A 20,463-nucleotide genomic window follows, 5' to 3' on the forward strand; every position below is an offset into this window, starting at 1 on the left:
TCGCCCGGTAAGCCTGCCGCGTGGCGCCGATGCGGCCGCCTGTGGGAACGCCGGAAGCCGCGCCCGTATATGAAGCCCGAACCCGGGAACGCTGTCAAGGCAGGCGCGACTCGACTCCGGGCAGGGCTCACGGTTGCTCGCGCGGTAGCTCGACGGCGATGGTGAGGCCGCCCTCCTCGCGAGGGCTGGCGGTGACCGTCCCGCTGTGGGCCTCCGCCACGACCTTGACGATCGACAGCCCGAGGCCGCTGCCGCGGTCGGAGCGCAGCCGGTCGCCGTGCAGCCGCCTGAACGGCTCGAAGATCATCTCGATCTCGTAGGAAGGCACGGGGAGCCCGCTGTTCGCCACCATCAGTTCCACCCGGTCGGCCCGCTGCCGGGTGGAGACCCACACCTCGCCGCCGGGGTGGTTGTGCCGTATGGCGTTCTCCACGAGGTTCTGCGCGAGCCGCTCGACCAGCACCGCCTCACCGGCGGTCGGCGCGGGATCCAGCAGCCGGTGGATGGTCACCTCGTTCTCCCCCGCTTCCTTGGCCGCCAGGTCCAGCACGTGCTCGACCACGTCGGCCAGGTCGAAGGGGCGCCGGTCGAGAACCGTCCGCTCTCCTTCCGACAGGGTGAGCAGCGCGTCGATCAGCCGCTCGTGCCTGGTGTTGACCACCAGAAGGGACTCGCCGAGACGCCTGACGTCCTCGGTCGCGTCGGGCCGGCGGACCGCCACGTCCACGAGGGTGCGGTTGATGGTGAGCGGGGTGCGCAGCTCGTGCGAGGCGTTGGCGATGAAGCGCCGCTGGCCGTCGTACGAGCGGGCCAGCCGGCCGAGGATGCCGTCGACGCTGTCGGCGAGGTCCTTGATCTCGTCCTCCGGTCCGTCATGGGCGATGCGTTCGGCGAGGTCGTGGCTCTGCGCGATGCGCCGCGCGCTCTCACTCACCGACCTGACGGGGCGGATCACCCATCCGGCGGTCCGCCAGCCGATCACGGTGGCGATGGCGGCGGCCGCCACGACCCCGAGGCCGCCCACGGTGAGCACGTTCTTGATGGTGTCGCGCTGGTAGATCCGCCTGACCTGCGCGACCCGCTGCTGGGCCACGTAGTACACATCGGTACCGCCCGACGAGTAGAAGGCCTTCAAGGCGTCCTCCTGGGTGGGCGCGGGCCGGTACGTCGTGCCCGCGACCGTGATGGCCTTGGGCTGGCGCAGCCCGTCACGGGGTTCCAGGCTCTGCCGGACGACCAAGAAGACCGCGACCAGCAGCACCGCGCCCGCGAGGAGGAACACCCCGCCGCAGGCGAGGGCGAAGCGCAGCCGCACGTTGTTCTTCATGGGATCCGGTACCCGGCCCCGGTGACGGTCTCGATGACCGCCGGCTCGCCGATCTTGCGTCGGAGTTTCATCATCGTCGTCCTCACGGTGTTGGTGAACGGGTCGATGTGCTCGTCCCACACCTTCTCCAGCAGCGTCTCGGCGGAGACCACCGCCCCGCCGGCGCGCAGCAGCTCGGCCAGCACGCCGAACTCCTTGCGGGCGAGCGGCACGTAGCGGCCGTCCCTGAACACCTGCCGGTGCGCCCAGTCCAGGCGGATGCCGGCCCGTTCCAGCATCGGGGGGTCGGCCGGACGTACCCGGCGGCCCAGCGCGTGGACGCGGGCGACGAGCTCCTCGAAGGCGAACGGCTTGGGCAGGTAGTCGTCGGCGCCGAGGGACAGGCCCTCCACCCGGGAGCGCACGTCGCCGGACGCGGTGAGCATGATGACGCGTACCAGCGCCCCGTCGGCCACCAGGGCCCTGCACACGTCGTCACCGTGCACGCCCGGCAGATCGCGGTCCAGGATGAGCACGTCGTAGTCGTGGACGCGGAGCCGCTCCAGCGCCGACTCGCCGTCGTAGGCGACGTCGACGGCGAGCGCCTCGCCACGCAACCCCTCGCGTATGGAGTCGGCGAGCATGCGCTCGTCCTCGGCGACCAGTACCCGCACGGCGGCTCCCCCGGATCTTCGGATCGCGTCAGCGTGCCAGAAGCCACATAACGCGGACATAACCGGATTCGGTCACGCCAAGGTTATCGATCAATCGCTGGACTGCCCTCACCCCGCCGGGAACCGCCCGGCGCCCGATCGGGGGCTTCACCATGCTCGTTTCCGCCACCGGCGTCCCGGCCGTCCACACCGTGGAGCGTCCGTCCTTACCGCGCCGGCTCCTCGTCACCGGTCACGGGATCTTCGTCATCGTGATCGTGCTCGCGGCGGCGCTTCGCTGCCTCGTCATGCTCGGCTACGACACCGCGCAGCTCTACTGGTACGACTCCTTCACCTATCTGGACACCGCCGTCCACCTCCAGCCCTCCGGGGCGTTCCACCCCGCCGGGTACTCCTTCTTCCTGAGGCTGCTCCTGCCGTTCCACAGCGTCGAACTCGTGGCGGGCGTGCAGCACGTCATGGGACTCGGCATGAGCTTGATGATCTATTGGGTGCTCCGCCGCCGGTCGCTTCCCGGGTGGGGGGCGACGCTGGCCACCCTGCCCGTGCTGTTCAACCCGGCGTTCCTCAGGCTGGAACACGCCGTGCTGTCCGACACCCAGGTCACCTTCCTCATCGTGGCCGCGCTGACCGTCCTGCTGTGGCGGGCCAGGCCGTCGGTGCGCGCCTGCGCGGCGGTGGGCCTGCTGCTGGCGCTGGCCGGGCTCACCCGTACGGTCGCGGTGCCGCTGCTCGGTCTCGTCCTGGTCCAGCTGCTCATCCAGCGGGCCGGCCGCCGGCAGGTGATCGCGCTCGCCGTCGCCGGGTTGCTGCCCCTCGCCGCCTACGCGGGCTGGTACCACGCGCATCACGGCCGGTTCGCGCTCAGCGGCTCGGACGGCGTGGCGCTGTGGGCTCGCACGATGACGTTCGCCGACTGCTCGGTGATCAAACCCCCGGCCGAGGAGGCGAAGCTCTGCCCGAACGGCACCGTGGTCGACGCGGCCTCCGAGTACGTATGGGCTGCGGGCGCCTCGCTGAACCGGCTGCCGGGCGGCCGCTTCGCGCACAACGACCTGGCCCGTTCCTTCGCGCTGCGTGCCATCGCCGCGCAGCCGCTGGACTACCTCGGCGCGGTCGTCCACGACACCACGCTCGCCTTCGCGTGGACCCCGGTGCGCCACCCCCTGCGCGTCTCGCCCGCGCTGACGTTCCCTCACGGTTCGTGGCGGCTGCCCGCGTTCCCGCTGATCGACAAGGTGCGCGGCGAGTACGACGGTGGCATTCGCGGCATGTCCTCCGTCGACCCGTACGGGAACCTGCTCGCCGCCTACGTCCTTCCCGGCGTGCTGCACGGCCCGTTGTTCGGCGTCATCCTGCTGGTGGGCGGCCTCGGCTCGATCGGCAGGCGGCGTGCTGCGCTGCTGCCGTGGGCGACGGCCGTGTTCCTGCTCGTCGCGCCCGTCGCCGCACTGGACTTCGACCACCGCTACGTGCTGCCGGCGATCCCAGTGGCCTGCCTGGCCGCCGCGCTGGGGCTCGGCGGATTCCATCTCCCCGCTGCTCGCCTGCTCCTCGGGGTTCCCCGGAAAAACCGGTCGCATCTCCGCACTTAGGAAGATGCGCGCACGGCCGGACCCGTCCACGATGATCGGCATGTCCACACTCTGGAAGATGCGTGCTGAACCGGACACCGCCGACGATGAGGCGGCGGGGGGCCTGTTCGACCCGGCATGCGGAGTTCTCGGACCTTCAGGTCATTCGTGAACGGCCCGGCATCGGGGACGCCGGACGCCACGTGTCATCGAGCCGCCGATCTCCCCGCCGAGGGCCGGGCGTGTACCGGCATCCCGGTGAACCGTGGTGTGGACCACGGCCCGCGCGCTTCATGAGCGGCGGAACCCGCCCCCGCGCCGTCCGAACGAGGAGGCCATATGAGCCTTGACAATACACATCAGGTGAAAACGCAGGACGTCATCGCGGCGGGCGGCGAGGCCGTTCACCCGATGACGCCGAACAGACGGAACCTGGTCGAGTTCGACGGGGCACGACGCCGGCCCTCCGGCGGCGAATGCCTGCCGGAACTGCTACGGGAGCACGCGCGGTCACAGCCCGGCCGTACGGCGTGCGTCTACGGGGACGAGCGCCTCACCTACCGCGAGCTCGCGGAGCGCGGCGCGGACCTGGCCGCCCACCTGCGGAGTCTCGGCGTGGGCGCCGACGACTGCGTCGGGGTGTTCGTCGAGCCGTCGATCGAGCTGATGACGGGCGTGTGGGGGATCCTGTGCTCCGGCAGCGCCTACCTGCCGCTCTCCCCGGAGTATCCCGAGGAGCGGCTGCGCTACATCATCGAGGACTCCCGGACCGGGATCATCCTGACCCAGCGGAACCTCGTGGCACGGCTGGCCGAGCTGGCGCCGCGGGGAACGAAGATAGTCGTCCTGGACGCGGCGGACGCGTTCGAGCCCGCCGCATCGCCAGAAGGGGCCTGGGAGAGCGGTGCCGGCATCCACCCCGGCGACGCGGCGTACGTCGTCTACACCTCCGGCAGCACGGGCAGGCCGAAGGGGGTGGTGATCGAGCACCGCGCGATCGTCAACCAGATGCGGTGGCTGAACACCGTCCACGGGATCGACCAGGACCGGATCATCCTGCAGAAGACCCCCATGAGCTTCGACGCGGCGCAGTGGGAGATCCTCGCACCCGCGTGCGGCAGCACGGTCGTCATGGGAGGCCCCGGCGTCTACCGTGACCCCGAACGGCTCGTCGACACCGTCGTGGCCCACGGCGTGACCACGTTGCAGTGCGTCCCGACCCTGCTGCAGGCGCTGCTGGACACCGAGCGGCTGGGGGAGTGCACATCGCTCACCCAGCTCTTCAGCGGCGGGGAGGCCCTTTCGCGGTCCCTCGCGCTGCGCTGCCTGGACGTGTTGCCGGGCTGTGAGCTGGTCAACCTGTACGGGCCGACCGAGTGCACCATCAACTCCTCCAGCTTCACCGTCGACAGGGACTCCGTCGCGGACGGCGTCCAGACGATCTCGATAGGCACGCCGGCGCACGACACGCAGTTCTACGTTCTCGACGGCGATCGCTCGCCGCTGGCCCCAGGCGAGGTCGGCGAGCTGTACATCGGCGGCGTCCAGCTCGCGCGGGGATACCTGCACCGGCCGGACCTGACCGCGGAGAGGTTCGTCGACAACCCGTTCCACGGGGAGCACGGGTCCTCCAGGCTCTACCGGACCGGCGACCTGGCCTACTGGAACGCCGACGGCACCGTCCAGTTCGTCGGCCGCGTCGACAACCAGGTGAAGCTGCGGGGTTTCCGGATCGAGCTGGACGAGATCAGGCTCGGCATCGAGAGCCACGACTGGGTCAGGAACGCGGCGGTCGTCGTCAAGGACGACTCCCTCACCGGCTTCCAGCACCTCGTCGCCTATGTCGAGCTGAATCCCAAGGAAGCGGCCCTGATGGACCAGGGCGACCACGGCACCCACCACCTGTCGAAGGAGAGCAGGCTCCAGGTGATGGCGCAGCTCTCGGACGGGGGGTGCAGGGACGAGGCGGAGACCAGGGGCAAGACGGTGACCGGCCTCCCCGGCAGGACGCCGACCCGCGAGCAGCGCAGGCGGGTGTTCGCCCGCAAGACCTACCGCTTCTTCGAGGGCGGCGACGTCACCAAGGACGACATCGTGCGGCTGCTGGGGAGGAGCGGCACCGGTGCGCGTCCGCGTGGCCTGGACACGCTGAGCTTCGCGGAACTCGGGGAGATCCTTCGATATTTCGGGCAGTTCTCCAGCGAGGACCGGCTGCTGCCGAAGTACGGCTACGCCTCTCCCGGGTCGCTCTACGCGACGCAGATGTACCTCGAAGTCAGCGGTCTCGACGGCGTGCGGCCCGGATATCACTACTACCACCCCGTACGGCATGAACTGATCCTGATCCGGGAGAAGCCGGCCGAGCCGTCCGCGCAGCTGAAGATCCACTTCGTGGGCAAGCGGCGGGCGATCGAGCCGATCTACAAGAAGAACGTCCGGGAGGTCCTCGAAATGGAGGCCGGCCACATGGTCGGCCTGTTCGAGGAGATCCTCCCTGAACACGGTCTCGACATCAGGGCCCTCGGCTACGCGCCCGAGACCAAGGATCATCTGGAGTGCGCGGACGAGGACGAGTATCTCGGCACGTTCGAGGCGGTGCCGTATGCCGGGCCGAGGCCGGAGGACTCGCTCGACGTCTACGTGCAGGCCCATCCCGGGAAGGTGACCGGGCTGGCCGAGGGGCTCTACCGGTACGCGGCCGGCGATCTGCTCAGGATCTCAGGCGACATGATCCTGCGAAAGCACGTCGTGGCCATCAACCAGAAGGTCTACCAGCGGTCCGGCTTCGGGGTCGCGCTGGTCGGGAGACCGGGTCCGCACTGGCTCGGCTACGTCGACCTCGGCAGGAAGCTCCACCGCCTGCAGATGAACGACATGGGCTTCGGGTTCATGTCCTCCGGCTACAGCTCCAGGACCGGCGACGACCTGCCGTCGGCGCGGCGGATGGAGAGCATCCTGCGCGCCCGCGGCGAGGAACAGGGCCCGTTCTACTTCGCCGTCGGCGGCCGCGTCAGCGACGAGCAGCTGCTGAGCACGGGGATGAAGGAGGACGCCGTCCACATGAGCGGCCCGACGGAGATGATCAGAGACGACCTGATCGGTTTCCTGCCGGACTACATGCTGCCGAACAGGGTCGTGATCCTCGACAGGCTGCCGCGCACGGCGAGTGGGAAGATCGACTCGAAGGCGCTGGAGGCGCTCGACCTGGCCGACGCGGTCTCCGACGACGAGCCTTTCGTCGCTCCCCGGACGAAGGACGAGGAGCGGATCGCCCGCGTATGGCGGAAGGTGCTGAAGCGGGAAAAGGTCTCGGTGCGGGACGACTTCTTCGTGTCCGGGGGAAACTCGCTGATCGCGATGGCGCTCGTCAGCGGAATCAACGAGGAGTTCCGGTGCTCGCTCCCGATGCAGGTGGTGTTCGGGTCACCGACCGTGGAGAAACTCCTGATCGAGGTGGACGCCGACGCCGGAGAGCCTTCCTCGCGTCTGGTCGGGCTGAACACCGCAGGATCGAAGAATCCCGTCTATTGTTGGCCCGGCCTGGGCGGTTATACCATGAACCTGAGGCCGCTGGCGGAAAAGATAGGCGTCGACCGGCCTTTCTATGGTGTGCAGGCTTACGGGATCAATGAAGATGAGATTCCGTATTCCACCGTCCAGGAGATGGCCGCGGAAGACATCAGGGCCATGAGGCGGCTCCAGCCGGAGGGCCCGTACATGCTCTGGGGATACTCCTTCGGCGCGCGCGTCGCCTTCGAGGCGGCCTGCCAGCTTGAGCAGATGGGCGAGGAGGTCGAGGGTCTGCTGCTCATCGCCCCCGGGTCGCCGCGGGTCCGCGCGAACGACGACCCCGGCGGTGACGACGCGCCCGTCTACGCCAACCGGAAGTACCTGACGATCCTCTTCTCGGTCTTCGCCGGCGGCATCGACGTGCCGCTGCTCGACGACTGTCTGAAGGACGTCGAGGACGAGGACGGCTTCGTGTCGTTCGTGGTCGCGAATTTCCCGGGGCTCGACCCGGATCTGGTGCGAAGAATCGTCCGCACGGTGCGCGGGACCTATCAGATGAAATATCACCTCGGAGATCCGGCGGGGCCGCGGCTCAAAGCTCCGATCACGATACTGAAAGCCCAGGGCGACGAACCGTCGTTCATCGAGTACGGCGGCGGATATTTCTCGGAGCCGCCCGCCGTCGTCCATCTCAAAGCCGATCACTACAGCCTTCTCAAGGAACCGGGCCTGCACGAGTTGCTGCGAACCGCCCGTCGCGCGCTCGGCGCGTGAAGTTTCATCGACAATCCGCGCGGGGCGGATACCGAGGAGCCGAATATGCCGCATGTGAATATCAAGTACTTTCCGCAGCCGCTGACCGAGGAACAGGAGTCCGCGCTGGTCGCCGAGGTCAGCGGAGCCGTACGGAACGCCCTCGGATGCGACGAGGGCGTCATATCGATCGCCCTCGAACCGGTCGCCGAAGAAGAGTGGAACGGGCTGGTCTACGAGCCGGAGATCGTCGGACGCAGCCACCTGCTGCGTAAGACGCCGAACTACTGATGACCGACGGCGAAGCGCTGATACCGCGCGGAGAACGACCGCTGGGGCTGCTGCGGCTCCTGGCGGAGGACCTGCGGACGATCGCCGAGCGCGATCCGTCCGTCCGCAGCCGGCCGGAGGCGTTGCTGCACCCGGTGCTTCCGGCGATGTGGCTGCACAGGGTCGCCCACCTGCTCTACCGGGGCGGCCGGCGGCTGCCGGCCCGGTTGCTGATGCTCCTCGCGCGCGGGGTCACCGGGGTGGAGATCCACCCCGGCGCGGTGCTCGGGCGCAGGGTGTTCGTCGACCACGGCGCGGCCGTGGTGATCGGGGAGACCGCCGTGGTGGGCGACGACGTGACCATCTACCACCAGGTGACCCTGGGGGCGGTCGGCTGGTGGCGCGACAACCGGCGTGCGAAGGGGGAACGGCGACATCCGGTGATCGGCGCCCGCGTGGTGCTGGGCGTCGGAGCGACCGTCCTCGGGCCGGTGCACGTCGGAGACGACGCCATCGTCGGGGCGCGGGCGCTCGTCCTCGGGGACGTCCCCGCGGGCGCGCGCGCCGTCGCCCCGCTGGGGGCCGTGTCACCCCGCCGCAGGACCGCGTCGTCCGTGGAAGGTCCCCTGGCCGGTCTGACGCGGCGCCGGCCGTCACGGGACGGAGATCGGTTCCCCGCCCGAGCCCACCTGTCCCGACCACCCGACGAAAGGAATGGATCGATGAATCCGGACAACACGGTCCTGATAGTCGGCGCCACCGATGAGACCGTACGCAAGGCCAAGGAGCTCGGCCTGACCGTCCTGTTACTCCAGCACCCCACCAAGGTCAGCCCCGAGCAGGAGGAGCTCGCCGACGTCCTGCGCGTCGTGGACTACACCGACTGGGCGGCCGTCGAGCCGGTCGCCAGGGAGCTGCGGGAGGAGCCGGGGTTCCGCGTCGCGGTCTCCATCACCGAGCCCGGGCTGGAGAACGCGGGACGGGTCAACGACCTGTTCGGGCTGGGCGGCACCGGCTACCAGGTCACCAGGAGACTGCGCGACAAACTCGCCATGCGCCGCCACCTCGCCGAGCTCGACCCGTCCGCGGTGGCCGCCGCGCCGCTCCTGCGGCGCGAGGACCTTGACTCCTTCGGAGCCGTCCACGGCTACCCGTTCATCGTCAAGCCGACCGACGCGACCGCCAGCATCGGCGTCTACCGGGTCGGCGGGCCCGAGGACGCCGAGCAGGTCTGGGCCACGGTGGAGGGCCTGCGCGGCACCCGGACCGACCGCATCTCGACGATGTACCTCCTGCAGGACTTCCTCATGGAGGAGTACGTCGAGGGACCTGAGTTCAGCGTCGAGGCGTTCAGCTTCGCGGGCCGCCACGTCGTCGTGGCGATCACCGAGAAGTTCGTGCACGCCGAGCGCTTCGCGGAGCTGGGCCACGCCTTGCCCGCCCGGCTGGAGGAGTCGGCGCAGGACCAGATCCGCGCGAGCGTGGGCCGCTTCCTGGACCTGATCGGGCTCAGCGACGGCGTCTCGCACACCGAGGTGCGCATCGGCGCGCGCGGCCCGGTGATCATCGAGAGCCACAACCGCATCGCCGGTGACGCGATCCCGGAGCTGGTGCGCGGCGCCTACGGCATCGACCTGAGCCGGTACGCGCTGGGCTGGCCGTTCGGGCTGGTCGCCGAGCTGCCCGACCGGCCCGAGGCGCATGCCGGGGCGAGCGTGCGGTTCCTGGTGAGCGAGCCGGGACGGGTCGAGTCGGTCGAGGGCGCCGGCGACGCCGCCGCGCAGGACGGCGTGCTGGACGTGCGCATCACCGCCAAACCAGGTGACACCGTGCACTCGATACGCGACAACTGGGACCGGCTCGGCCTGGTCGCGGTGACCGGCGCGGACACGACCGCGGCGATCCGGCGCGGCGCGGAGGTCATCGAGGACACCATCAGGATCCGGGTGGCGGGCGAGGACGGGCGCACCTGGCTCGCGCACGTCGCCGAGGCAGGATCACCGGCGGGGGTGCGGGCATGAGCGTCCTCATCGTGCACCGCAGCCCGCTGGAGCCGTTCCCCTACCATCGCTGGCTGCGCGACTACGAGGGCCCCGTGGTGATCCTCGCCGCCCGCGACAGGTTCGAGCCGTTCGGCGAGCAGGTGCCGGTCGGGAACCTCGGCTACACGCACCTGGAGACCTTCGACGACGACGACCAGGTGGCAGCGCGGGTCGTACAGCTCGCCGCCGAGTACGGCACCACGCACCTGATCGGCGAACACGAGGCCGACGTGCTGCGCGTGGCCACCCTGCGCGAGCAACTCGGGCTGCCCGGCCCCCGGACCGACGACGTGCTGCCGTTCCGTGACAAGGCCCTGATGAAGGAACACGCCGTACGGGCCGGCGTGGAGGTCGCGCCGCACACCGTCCCGCGCACCGCGGCGGACGTGCTGGCCTTCGCCGAGGTCCACGGATTCCCCCTGGTGTTCAAGAACAGGACCAGCTTCAACTCCATCGGCCTGCGCATCCTGCGCGACCAGGACGCGCTGACGGCCTTCCTCGCCGAGGCGTACGGCGCACCGCGCGAAGACCTGCTGCTGGAGGCGTACATCCCCGGCCGCATGTGCCACGTCGACGGGCTGGTGGTGAACGGCGAGACCGTGCTGGCCTGGCCCTCCCAGTACCAGTACGAGCTCGCCTCGTTCGGCACCGACCCCGGCTCCCGGGTCGACCTGGCGCTCGACCCCGACGACCCGCTCACCGACCGCCTGCTGGAGCTCACCGAGCGGACGCTCGCGGGGCTGCGGTCGCCCGGCGGCCACCTGCGCGACCACGCCTTCCACGCGGAGATCTTCCACACCCCCGACGACCGGCTGGTGCTCTGCGAGATCGCCTGCCGGTCCGGCGGCGGGAAGATCCGCGAGGTGTTCCACACCCTGTTCGGGGTCAACCTCGCGGAGAGCTCCATCCGAGCCCAGCTCGGCCTGCCGTTGCCCGAGGTGGAGCAGGTCGTGCGTTCCGGGCGGCGGCCGAAGCCGGCGCGCATGGCCGGTCAGGTGCTGATGATGAAGCGGCCAGGGTTGATCCACTCGCTGCCCGACGCCCCGCAGGAGCCCTGGGTGGAGCACTTCTACCTCTACGCCCGGACGGGCCAGGTGGTGCCGCCCGCCGCGGGATCCGCCGACTTCCTCACCGTCGTCATCGCCTCGGCCCCGACGCGCGCGGAGTGCGAGCGCAGGCTGCGCTCGCTCGGCGCGCGGCTGGAGGAGCAGGTGCAGGTCGTGGCGGTCCCGTCGTGAGACGCCCCTCGCCGCAGGTGCGTTACATGGCCGGGATGGTGATCGACGCCACCGGCAGCGGCATGTACCTGCCCCTGTCCCTGCTGTTCTTCCACCACGTCACCGGGCTGCCGATCGAACGGGTCGGCGTCATCATGACCGCGGCGGCGCTGCTCAGCCTGGTCAGCAACCCGATCGCGGGCGCGCTCGTCGACCGCTTCGGCGCGCGGGCCGTCGTCGTGGGCGGCTACCTGGTGCGCGCCGTGGGATTCGCGACCTACCCGCTGGTGGACTCGCCGCTGGCGATGTTCCTGGCGGTGGCGCTGGTGGCGCTGGGCGACGGCTCGTACCCGCCGTCGATCCAGTCGTTCGTCGCCGCGATCGCGCAGGGCTCGGACCGCGACAAGCTCCTCGCCGCGCAGCGCAGCCTGCGCAACGCCGGCCTCGGCGCGGGCGGCCTCATCGCGGGCGCCGCGCTCGGCCTGGGCAGCGACGCCGCCTACCAGGTGATCGTCCTCGTCAGCGCGGCCGCGTTCGTCGGCGCCGCGCTGATCCTCCGCACGATCCCGGTCCCCCGCGCACGCGTGCGGACGTCGACCGCTCCCCGGAAGGGGGGAGGTTACCGGCTCATCCTGCGCGACCGGACGTTCCTCGTGCTGACCCTGCAGAACGTGCCGACCGCCTTCGGCTACATGGTGCTGTCGGTGGCGCTGCCCGTCTACGTCACCCAGGAACTGAGCGCCTCGCCGTCGCTCGTCGGCGTGCTGTACGCGGTCAACACCGTCGGCATCGCGCTGTTCCAGATCCCGGTGACGCGCCGCCTGATCCGGTACCGGCGCACCCGCACCGCCGCGATCGGCGCCTCCATGTTCTCGGTGTCGTTCGTGGCGTTCGCCGTGCTGGCCGGGGTCTCCGTGCCGTCGGTCCAGCTGGTCGGGGTCTTCGCCGCGACGGCGCTGTTCACGCTGGGGGAGATGCTGCACGGCGCGCCGCTGTCCGCGATGGTGTCCAGCGCGGCTCCCGAGGAGACCCACGGCAGGTACATGGCGGTCTACCAGTTCTCCTGGGCCATCCCGATCGCGCTGGCTCCCGCCGTGCTGACCGCGCTGCTGAGCTGGTCGGTGACCTCCATGTGGCTCCTGCTCGCGGTAGGCGTCGCCTGCTCGGCCCTCACGCTGGTCCGCCTGGAACGGCGGCTGCCCGCCCGGGCCGTCCATCCGAACGTGCCGGCTGTGCCGGACCCCCCGGAAGAGCAGGTCCGCGAGCCCGTCGCTCCGCTTCGCGGGGAGGGCTGAGCCGGTCGCGACCACGCCGGTGAGCGGCGAAGAAGGTGAACGGCCACAGGGGGTGCCCGGCATCCTCAGTGGTCGCCGAATTCGATCGAAAAGGTGTCGTGAAACCGATGGGCAGATCAAGTTGGCACGTCCTGCAAGGAGAGGACCCCGCGTTCACGCTGCCGGAGGCCGCCGGCCAGTGCGGCTGGGTCAGCCAGTTGCGGCCGTTGATCGTCGAGATGAGCCGGCCGGGTGACGTCGTGCTCGACCCGTTCGCCGGCTGGGGGACCACGCTGGTCGCGTGCGCGGTCGAGTCCCGCAAGGGAATCGGGCTGGAGGTCTCACCCGAGCGCGCGGAGCAGGCACGTCAGCGCCTGAAGGTCTATCCAGGCCAGACCATGCTGTGCGCGGACGCCCGCACACCCCCGTTGCCCCCGGAGTCGGTGGACTTCGTCCTCGCGGACCTGCCGTACTTCGGTACCAACCTGGACAACGACTCCACCGTGGAAGGCCAGTTCTACGCGCTCCGGGACTACGAGGAGTACCTCAGCGCGATCGACGTCGCCTTCGCCGCCGTGGCGAAGGTCATGCGCCCTGGCGCGCGGGCGGTGCTGGCCGTGCAGAACCGCCGGCTGGCCGGGGCGTTCGTGCCGCTGGCCTGGGACGTCGCCCGGGTGCTCGGCCGGCATCTGACCCTGGGCGACGAGCGCATCCACTGCTACGACCGGCCGGTGAGCGACGACGACCCGATGGTCACCAACCGGTCGCACGAGTACCTGCTGGTGGCCGCGAAGTAACGACATCGCGCCAGGCGGTCGCCGGAGGAACGTCCCTCCGACGACCACCCGGCGCGTCCTGTTACCGGGTCAAGCGGCGCGGGAGGAAGGTTCCTCCGGCGACGACGGCGCGTCCTGCTACCAAGTCAGGCCGGTCGCGAGCCCCGCGTCTCCGCGGGGCTCGCGACATGATCGACCCACAGGGCCTTCGATCAGGCGGGCCACCAGCTGAGGTAGCGCTCACCGGTGTCCGGGAAGATCGTCACGACCGTCTGGCCCGACAGGTCATGGCGGCGGCCGAGCTCGACGCAGCCGTACGCGGCCGCTCCCGAGGAGACCCCGACCAGCAGCCCGGTGGTGGCGGCGATGGCCCGGGTCATGTCGGCCGCGTCGTCGTCCGAGACGCTGACGACGTCGTCGATGATGGTGACGTCGGTGACGGGGCTGATGAAGCCGCCGTTGAGCCCGGGAATCCTGTGCGGTCCGGGGTCGCCGCCGGACAGCAGGGGCGATCCCTCCGGTTCCACCGCGACGATGCGCAGCCCTGGGTTGCGCTCGCGGAGGTAGCGGCCCGTTCCGGTGAGGGTGCCGCCGGTCCCGACCCCGCACACCAGCACGTCGACGTTGCCGCCGGTGGCCTCCCAGATCTCCGGGCCCGTGGTCGCGTAGTGGGCCATGATGTTGGCGGTGTTCTCGTGCTGGCAGGCGTACCACGACCCGGGGACGGCGGCGTGCAGCTCCTCCGCCCGGTCGACGCATCCCTGGAAACCGAGGACATGGTCGGTGAACTCCACCTGGGCGCCCAGCATGCGCAGGGTCAGCATGCGCTCCCGCGACGCGTTGTCCGGCATGACGACGATGCACGGGTAACCGCGGCTGACCGCCAGCGCCGCCAGGGCGATGCCGGTGTTGCCCGAGGTCGACTCGATCACGGTCGCGCCGGGCTTCAGGGCGCCGGACGCCTCGGCCTCCTCGATCATGCGCAGGGCAACCCGGTCCTTGATGCTCGACAGCGGGTTCGCCGACTCCAGCTTGGCGAGCAGCGTGGTGTTCGAGGGCAGGCCGTCGAGGGCGAGCCGGAGCAAGGGGGTGTTGCCGATGAGGTCGTCGATCTTGGTCGCGATATCGCTGCCGATCAGGGGTATCATCCAGACTCCTCTGTACGGGGCCGGTGTTGGGGTGTGGCTGGTTCGAGGGCGCTCAGGCGATGCGGCGCGGCTCGGCGTGGCTCGCTTCAGCGGGCCGAAGGCCAGTTCCGGAGCCTGACCGCGATCGAGCCGCGGATCACGGGTGCTCTACCGGTGGGGTGAGGTCGCACAACGGTATTTCGCCCGTACCGTCCGCACATCCTCCAACGTGCTCTCTTTGCCCGGCCCGAATCGGAGGATCGGCCGGTGAACCCCGGATGCCCCCATACGTACGAGGAGAAGCTGACGGACATGGCGCAGGCAGTGGCCATGACCTGCCGAGTACGTGAAAGGCCGGCAGCACGCGCTGCCGGCCTTTCACATCGGTTGAGTCGAAGAGGTCAGGCGCGGGTCCACTTCTGGTTGGACGCGCCACTGCAGTCCCAGAGTTGGAGTTTTGCACCGTTGGCGGTGTTGCGGTCGACGATGTCCACGCATCGGTTGGCGGTCGTGTTGACCAGGTCGCCGGCCGAGGTGAGCGTGAAGCGCTGGGCGGCGGTGCCGTTGCACGTGTAGAGCTGGATCGGCGTGCCGTTGGCGGTGCCGGCCGCCGCGGCGTCCATGCACTTGCCCATCGCGCGAACCGTGCCGTCGCCGTTGATCGACCACTGCTGGGCGGCGGTGCCGTTGCAGTCGTACATCTGCAGCCGGGCGCCGTCGACGGGGTTGGCGGCGGGGATGTCGACGCAGCGGCCGTTCAGGTTCGACTTCAGCGCGTTGCCGCTTCCGCCGCCGTCGTTGGTCCACCCGGAGACGCGGACGTAGTCGACCAGCATCGTCTGCGGGAACGTGGTGCTGCCGTCGGGGTTGCCCGGCCAGTATCCGCCGACCGCCACGTTCAGGATCATGAAGAACGGGTGGTCGTAGACCCACTGGTTGCCGTTGATGTTGGCCGGCGTGACGCGGAAGTACTCCGAGCCGTCCAGGTACCAGATGATGAGGTTGGGAGACCAGTCGACCCGGTAGTTGTGGAAGCCGTCGCCGAGCGGTGCGCCGATCGTGCGACTGCCGCCGATGCCGCCGGCGCCGGAGTAGCCGGGGCCGTGCACGGTGCCGTAGACGGTGTTCGGCGTCTTGCCGACGTTCTCCATGATGTCGATCTCGCCGGTGGCCGGCCAGTTGCCGCCGCCGAGCATCCAGAACGCCGGCCAGATGCCCTGGCCCTTGGGGATCTTGATGCTGGCCTCGAAGCGGCCGTACGCCTGGCTGAACTTGTCCGCGGTCAGGATGCGGCCGGAGGTGTACTGGCAGGTGCCGTAGTGGCACTGCAGGTTCGACGGGTTCTCCCTGCGGGCGGTGATGGCGAGGTGGCCTTGCCCGTCCTGGTACACGTTGCTGGTCGAGTTCGTGTAGTACTGCAGCTCGTTGTTGCCCCAGCCGCTGCCGCCTGTGTCGAATTTCCACTTGGAACCGTCGATGGGCGTTCCTGCGGCGCCGTTGAACTCGTCAGACCAGGTGACAGGGCCGATAGCGGCTTCGGCCCGATCATTGCTCGTGACGGAGACCAGGCCACTGGTCAGGGTGACGACCACGGCTGCGGCCATGAGGAGTAGCCGGGGTTTGCGCATGGAGACCTCCGGTCTGTGGTCCTTGCCGGGAACGGGCTTCCGGCCCACGCCGGCACGGCGTGCGGAGCCGCACGCCGACGTGTCCCGTCCTTCCGGAAGTACCTTCACGGCTTAAATTAAGAGGATGTAACACCCGCGTCACCTCCCTTGTCAATAGGAAGGTTTCCTTATTATTAACTCGAGTCGCCGCCCCGGAACAGGGACACCGCCGGTCCGGCGATCGCGTCATTCCGTGCTGGGATACGCGGTCGAGGACGAGATCCTCATTTACACGTAGCGGTCGCGTCGATGATGGTGACTCCGGCGGCGAGCAGGCGGCTGGGCTGGAGTCCGAACATGCGGTGGAAGGCCTCGCTGAAGTGGGAAGGGCTGGCGAAACCGGCATCGGTCGCGGCGGTGGTGAGGTCGCGTCGTTCGGCTATCAGTTCGGCGACGCGCAGCATCCGGGTCCACAGCCGGTAGCGGCGGAAGCTCGTACCGGTGTGCGCCGGAAACAGGTGCAGGAACCGTGAGGTGGACAGGCCACAGCCGGCGGCGAGCTCCTCAGCCGAGACGGTACGGTGCACCTCGGCACGCAGGCGCGCGGCGGCGTCCCGTATGCGGGCGTCGATCTGTACGGGCGCGCGGGGCGCGGCCAGATCCAGCCAGCTCGATGCGGAGGTGACCGAGCCTGGCAGAGGGGCGTGCCGGATCAGCAGCCGTTCCTCGCTGTGGGCGAGTCCGAGACCGGAGTCGCCTGAGGTCATCCGCCGTTCGCAGGCCAGAGTCCTGGAGGAGCTCGGATCGAGGTAACAGAAGAGCATGCGTCGGCTCTGAGCGACCAGCCGGTGTGTGAGGCGGGGGGCGATCAGGGCGCTGCGCGCGGCCTGCACGGGCCGTCCTTGAGTCTGCACCGTGAAGACGTCGTCGAGCCCGATCGCCAGGCAGGCGACGGAGCCGGAGTGTGCCCTGAGGTCCAGCGCTGGTCCGTTGTAGATGGCCTGACCTGGCCACAACCAAAGTACCGCGCCCGGGTCGCGACAGGTTTGTGAAAGCGGTGATCTGCTCACAGCGGCATCATCTCCCGCGAACGACTCTTTCGAGACATGGGGAGCGAGCCTATGGCCACCGTGGCCATCATCGTTGTGGCGGTCTTCTTTCTGGGGATGGGCGTGTACGGACTCATCACCCCCGCCGCGCTGATCAGGCCGTTCGGGATGATCGCGTCCTCCACTGAAGCGCGGGCGGAGATCCGCGCCGTGTACGGGGGGTTCGGCGTGGGCATCGCCGTACTGCTGGCCCTGGCGCTCGCCGATGTCGGCGGAATTCGGCGCGGTGCCGTGGTGGCCGTCGCGGTGGCGATGTTGGGCATGGCGTTCGGACGGCTCACGTCGCACGTCATCGAGCGGCCCTCAGCGTTCTACCCTTCCTGGCTCTACTTCTGGGTCGAGGTAGCAGGCGGAGGTCTCCTCCTAACGGCCGGCTGGTGAACACGGAGGCGTCTCACGGGGGTGCCCTCCTCCCCAATGCGGCCGTTTGCCGCACCGGCCGCGATCTGGTGTGCAGAGGTGAACCCGAGCTGTCAGCTTGGAAATCGGACGTCTGAAACAGGGCCTGTCCGCTCAGGAGTTGGCTTCGTCAGCGCCTCACTGTTTGCGGACGCCCTCGGCCACGGCCATCAGTTCGCCGCCGCCGAACCGGGCGGTGTCGATCGTGACGGACACCGCGACGCCCGGCTCCACCAGCCAGAACACCTGCCCGGCAGCCTTGAGACCGGGCCGGGTGCCGATCTGGACCTTCGTCCACGAGGCCGGATCGCGCTCGTGGTACGCCGACATGAAGTCGCGTAGGCCGTCGAGCGTGGCGAAACGGTCGGCGCGCATGACGATGATCATCAGGTCGACGGCATGCCCGTCGTCTGTCTCCCGTTCCCAGACCCTTGAGGTGAAGCGGACCCCGTCCTCCGGCTCGTATTCGAAATCTGACGTGCTCGGGACCACATCGCTGGGGACGTGCCCGATCACGAATCCGTCCAGCACCCCGCGGCCCTCCGCCATCCCCGGTCCGGTTAGCGCCAGCCCCAATCCGGCCATGAGCGCCAGAACCCGCAACGCTGTCATCACCCGGCGATCGTGACACACTCCGTAGTTCCGGCGCTGGATGTCGTGGACGATGGACGACCTGGAGGCCAAGGTCGCGTCGTGGCAGGCGAGACGATCAGACTCACCTCAGCAAGCCAACGGACCCGGCTAACGCTCCTCCGCGACCCTCCCAGAGCCGAGGCTCCCGCCGGAGGCGCTCTTCTTTGCCTCGTGGTGTTCCTGCCAGATGGATGCCGAGGAGGAACACGCATGCCACAGCAAGCATTTTGAGGATGACGGGCAGCGGGGCTAGGAGAGCTCCGTTCCCTGAGTCCTTTGTTCGTGGAGCGGGTGACGGGAATCGGACCCGCGCTGTCAGCTAGGGAAATCTCTACGCGGCTTAGGCTCTGAGGCTCGACCTCGTCGAGCTGGTACGGCAGATCCGCCAGCACGACGCAGTGCTCAAGGTCAGGTACTTCACTGCGATCGTCGCCCCGTAGTTGAGGCCTCGCTTCTGGGGCTCAGGCAGTCACCTTTATGAGTGCGATGCCGGCGAACGCGAGGACGGTGGCAGCAACCTTCTGCGCGGTGATCTTCTCTGCGAACACGACTGCGCCGATCGCGACGGCGAACAGCACGCTCGTCTCGCGCAATGCCGACACCAGGGCGAGCGGGCTGCGGGTCTGCGCCCAGAGCACGATTGCGTACGCGGCGAGGGACAGTACGCCGCCCAGCAGGCCGCGCCGCCACGAGAGAGTCAGCCCCGTGCGGAACCCGAGTCCGGCTGTCGCCAGACAGACGCCGATGATCAGCAGGCCTTGCAGCAGGAACAGCCACAACGCGTAGCTGAGAGCGTGGCCAGATTGCCGGACGCCGGCGCCGTCGACGATCGTGTAGGCCGCGATCGTCACGCCGGTCGTAAGGGCAAGTGCGTGGCCGCGCCAGGACCCGGCCGCGGGCCGGCCGCCGGCGAACACCAGCCAGCACAGCGCGACAGACAGCACGGCCACGCCCGCCAGCTGTCCGGCGCTGAGCCGGTCGCCGAGTAACGGCACCGCCACGGCCGTGACCAGTAGCGGTGACGTGCCGCGGGCCAGCGGGTACACCTTGCCGAACTCGCCACGCCGGTAGGCGTTGACGAGCAGCAACAGATAGGCCGACTGCAGCACGGCTGAGGCGGCCAGGTAGGGCCAGGATGCACGGTCTGGCGGTGGCACCAGGCACACCCCGACGCCCGCGACCGAGACAAATGCCGCGCCCATCAGCGCCGAGGCGACCCGATGGTCCGGGATCGCTGTGGCCAGCGCGTTCCAGGCGGCGTGCAGGACGGCGGAGCCGAGGACTGCTGCGACGACAGCTGGTGACATCAGCCGCGACCGCCGAATGGCACGCCGTGCAGCCGCCATCGAGGGTCGATCTCGATGCCGAGCGCGTGCAGCGTGTGCGCTGCGACGTCGGATTGCTCGAGCAGCGCTGGGGCGGCTGGCGGCAGCGACGGGCCGGCCGCGGCGATCCAGGCGGTCCGCTCCTCGGGGCTGTTGCCGCCGTGGCCGCCGGCGTCGACGTGGCCGTGGTCGGTCGCCACGATGATGGTCCACGCCTCGCTCGCGTAGGACGGCCGCCCCGCGACGGCGTCCAGGAGCTGCCCGAGCCACCTATCGGCGCGCTCGATCGAGGCCGCGTACGCGGGCCCGACGCCGACCGCGTGCGCCGTCACGTCCGGTGTGGCGAGGTAGACAAACCCAGCGGAAGGGCAGTCGTGGCCACCGAGAACCCGGCAGGCGTCGGCGGTGACGGCCTCGTCGGCGGTCTCCGAGGCGGTCACGTCCTTACCGGGGTCCGCGCTGGGCATCAAGCCGCCGCCGAGGAAGATCGGCCCGCCGTCGGTGGCCGTCACCAGCGGCGCCCACGCGGCGACTGCGTACGTGGAGAGCCCTACGGCGCGGCAGCGCGTAAGCACGTCGGGGTACTCGAGGATCCGGTGCCCGGCGAGGTTGTTGCCGAACACGCCGTGGTCGCGTGCGAGGACCCCGGTGACCATGGTCGTCCAACACGGTCCCGAGATTGTGGGGCCTGCCGGGTTGACTGGCACCGGGCGAAGGAAACCGCGAGCGGCGAGCCCGTCCAGGCGCGGCGTGCCGGCGCTGGCGAGCGTGTCGAACCGGACACCGTCGATGCCGACGATGAGCACGTGGCGCGGAGTGAACATGCTGTCGATGGTCACCTACCGGGCCAGTATAGGTCCATTAGGC

16 protein-coding genes are annotated in these 20,463 nt (G+C 69.6%); 8 read left to right on the top strand and 8 right to left on the bottom strand.

The window, feature by feature from the left end; translation table 11 throughout:
* Positions 1-127: 127 nt before the first annotated feature.
* The gene (locus tag ACOZ38_RS04565) at positions 128-1,327 is read right to left on the bottom strand and encodes a sensor histidine kinase (protein ID WP_424528953.1); all 1,200 of its coding nucleotides are present in this window, start codon (positions 1,325-1,327) and stop codon (positions 128-130) included.
* Positions 1,324-1,980 carry a response regulator transcription factor gene (locus ACOZ38_RS04570; RefSeq protein WP_424528954.1) on the bottom strand — a complete coding sequence of 219 codons (657 nt, stop codon included), beginning with the start codon at positions 1,978-1,980 and terminating at the stop codon, positions 1,324-1,326. The genes ACOZ38_RS04565 and ACOZ38_RS04570 overlap by 4 nt, the downstream gene beginning before the upstream one ends.
* 152 nt (positions 1,981-2,132) lie before the next feature.
* Here ACOZ38_RS04570 and ACOZ38_RS04575 point away from each other — a divergent pair, with 152 nt between their 5' ends.
* From ACOZ38_RS04575 to ACOZ38_RS04605, 7 genes are all read left to right on the top strand, one after another.
* Complete coding sequence (locus ACOZ38_RS04575) at positions 2,133-3,575, top strand: hypothetical protein (RefSeq protein WP_424528955.1); 1,443 nt, start codon at positions 2,133-2,135, stop codon at positions 3,573-3,575.
* A gap of 318 nt (positions 3,576-3,893) precedes the next feature.
* Positions 3,894-7,838, top strand: a complete 3,945-nt coding sequence (locus ACOZ38_RS04580) for an amino acid adenylation domain-containing protein (RefSeq protein ID WP_424528956.1) — start codon at positions 3,894-3,896, stop codon at positions 7,836-7,838.
* A 45-nt stretch (positions 7,839-7,883) separates the two neighbouring features.
* Positions 7,884-8,108, top strand: a complete 225-nt coding sequence (locus ACOZ38_RS04585; RefSeq protein WP_405144235.1) for a tautomerase family protein — start codon at positions 7,884-7,886, stop codon at positions 8,106-8,108.
* Positions 8,108-10,108, top strand: a complete 2,001-nt coding sequence (gene epsC, locus ACOZ38_RS04590) for a serine O-acetyltransferase EpsC (RefSeq protein WP_424528957.1) — start codon at positions 8,108-8,110, stop codon at positions 10,106-10,108. Before ACOZ38_RS04585 ends, epsC begins: the two co-directional genes overlap by 1 nt.
* Positions 10,105-11,367, top strand: a complete 1,263-nt coding sequence (locus ACOZ38_RS04595; RefSeq protein ID WP_424528958.1) for an ATP-grasp domain-containing protein — start codon at positions 10,105-10,107, stop codon at positions 11,365-11,367. The genes epsC and ACOZ38_RS04595 overlap by 4 nt, the downstream gene beginning before the upstream one ends.
* Positions 11,368-11,393: 26 nt before the next feature.
* Complete coding sequence (locus tag ACOZ38_RS04600) at positions 11,394-12,641, top strand: MFS transporter (RefSeq protein WP_424528959.1); 1,248 nt, start codon at positions 11,394-11,396, stop codon at positions 12,639-12,641.
* A 107-nt stretch (positions 12,642-12,748) separates the two neighbouring features.
* Positions 12,749-13,417 carry a TRM11 family SAM-dependent methyltransferase gene (locus ACOZ38_RS04605; protein ID WP_405144243.1) on the top strand — a complete coding sequence of 223 codons (669 nt, stop codon included), beginning with the start codon at positions 12,749-12,751 and terminating at the stop codon, positions 13,415-13,417.
* 191 nt (positions 13,418-13,608) lie between these two features.
* Here the strand turns inward: ACOZ38_RS04605 and ACOZ38_RS04610 are convergent, their stop codons facing one another.
* The 3 genes from ACOZ38_RS04610 to ACOZ38_RS04620 all read right to left on the bottom strand — a co-directional run bounded on the left by ACOZ38_RS04610 (position 13,609) and on the right by ACOZ38_RS04620 (position 17,146).
* A complete protein-coding gene (locus ACOZ38_RS04610; protein ID WP_424528960.1) occupies positions 13,609-14,544 on the bottom strand; it encodes a PLP-dependent cysteine synthase family protein in 936 nt (311 codons plus the stop codon).
* 380 nt (positions 14,545-14,924) lie between these two features.
* The gene (locus tag ACOZ38_RS04615; RefSeq protein WP_424528961.1) at positions 14,925-16,151 is read right to left on the bottom strand and encodes a family 16 glycosylhydrolase; all 1,227 of its coding nucleotides are present in this window, start codon (positions 16,149-16,151) and stop codon (positions 14,925-14,927) included.
* A 263-nt stretch (positions 16,152-16,414) separates the two neighbouring features.
* Positions 16,415-17,146 carry a helix-turn-helix domain-containing protein gene (locus ACOZ38_RS04620; RefSeq protein ID WP_424528962.1) on the bottom strand — a complete coding sequence of 244 codons (732 nt, stop codon included), beginning with the start codon at positions 17,144-17,146 and terminating at the stop codon, positions 16,415-16,417.
* 105 nt (positions 17,147-17,251) lie between these two features.
* Here ACOZ38_RS04620 and ACOZ38_RS04625 point away from each other — a divergent pair, with 105 nt between their 5' ends.
* Positions 17,252-17,620, top strand: coding sequence for a DUF4345 family protein (locus ACOZ38_RS04625; protein WP_424528963.1), 369 nt, complete (start codon positions 17,252-17,254; stop codon positions 17,618-17,620).
* A 156-nt stretch (positions 17,621-17,776) separates the two neighbouring features.
* On the opposite strand, the gene ACOZ38_RS04630 is transcribed toward ACOZ38_RS04625, so the two are convergent.
* The 3 genes from ACOZ38_RS04630 to ACOZ38_RS04640 form a co-directional block, all read right to left on the bottom strand.
* The gene (locus ACOZ38_RS04630) at positions 17,777-18,253 is read right to left on the bottom strand and encodes a hypothetical protein (RefSeq protein WP_424528964.1); all 477 of its coding nucleotides are present in this window, start codon (positions 18,251-18,253) and stop codon (positions 17,777-17,779) included.
* A gap of 479 nt (positions 18,254-18,732) precedes the next feature.
* Positions 18,733-19,578 (bottom strand): EamA family transporter, encoded by an 846-nt coding sequence (locus tag ACOZ38_RS04635; RefSeq protein ID WP_424528965.1) that lies wholly within the window; start codon positions 19,576-19,578, stop codon positions 18,733-18,735.
* Positions 19,578-20,435, bottom strand: a complete 858-nt coding sequence (locus ACOZ38_RS04640; RefSeq protein ID WP_424528966.1) for an alkaline phosphatase family protein — start codon at positions 20,433-20,435, stop codon at positions 19,578-19,580. Before ACOZ38_RS04640 ends, ACOZ38_RS04635 begins: the two co-directional genes overlap by 1 nt.
* Positions 20,436-20,463: the final 28 nt, after the last annotated feature.

Origin of the sequence: Sphaerisporangium viridialbum (assembly GCF_049674955.1) — a bacterium.
Taxonomy (GTDB): domain Bacteria; phylum Actinomycetota; class Actinomycetes; order Streptosporangiales; family Streptosporangiaceae; genus Sphaerisporangium; species Sphaerisporangium viridialbum.

Bases quoted from the DNA above. Each gene is read 5' to 3' on its own strand.
- ACOZ38_RS04605 (WP_405144243.1), top strand. From the start codon at position 12,749: ATGGGCAGATCAAGTTGGCACGTCCTGCAAGGAGAGGACCCCGCGTTC.
- ACOZ38_RS04580 (WP_424528956.1), top strand. From the start codon at position 3,894: ATGAGCCTTGACAATACACATCAGGTGAAAACGCAGGACGTCATCGCG.
- epsC (WP_424528957.1), top strand. From the start codon at position 8,108: ATGACCGACGGCGAAGCGCTGATACCGCGCGGAGAACGACCGCTGGGG.
- ACOZ38_RS04615 (WP_424528961.1), bottom strand. From the start codon at position 16,151: ATGCGCAAACCCCGGCTACTCCTCATGGCCGCAGCCGTGGTCGTCACC.
- ACOZ38_RS04575 (WP_424528955.1), top strand. From the start codon at position 2,133: ATGCTCGTTTCCGCCACCGGCGTCCCGGCCGTCCACACCGTGGAGCGT.
- ACOZ38_RS04635 (WP_424528965.1), bottom strand. From the start codon at position 19,578: ATGTCACCAGCTGTCGTCGCAGCAGTCCTCGGCTCCGCCGTCCTGCAC.
- ACOZ38_RS04565 (WP_424528953.1), bottom strand. From the start codon at position 1,327: ATGAAGAACAACGTGCGGCTGCGCTTCGCCCTCGCCTGCGGCGGGGTG.
- ACOZ38_RS04610 (WP_424528960.1), bottom strand. From the start codon at position 14,544: ATGATACCCCTGATCGGCAGCGATATCGCGACCAAGATCGACGACCTC.
- ACOZ38_RS04600 (WP_424528959.1), top strand. From the start codon at position 11,394: ATGGCCGGGATGGTGATCGACGCCACCGGCAGCGGCATGTACCTGCCC.
- ACOZ38_RS04625 (WP_424528963.1), top strand. From the start codon at position 17,252: ATGGCCACCGTGGCCATCATCGTTGTGGCGGTCTTCTTTCTGGGGATG.
- ACOZ38_RS04585 (WP_405144235.1), top strand. From the start codon at position 7,884: ATGCCGCATGTGAATATCAAGTACTTTCCGCAGCCGCTGACCGAGGAA.
- ACOZ38_RS04595 (WP_424528958.1), top strand. From the start codon at position 10,105: ATGAGCGTCCTCATCGTGCACCGCAGCCCGCTGGAGCCGTTCCCCTAC.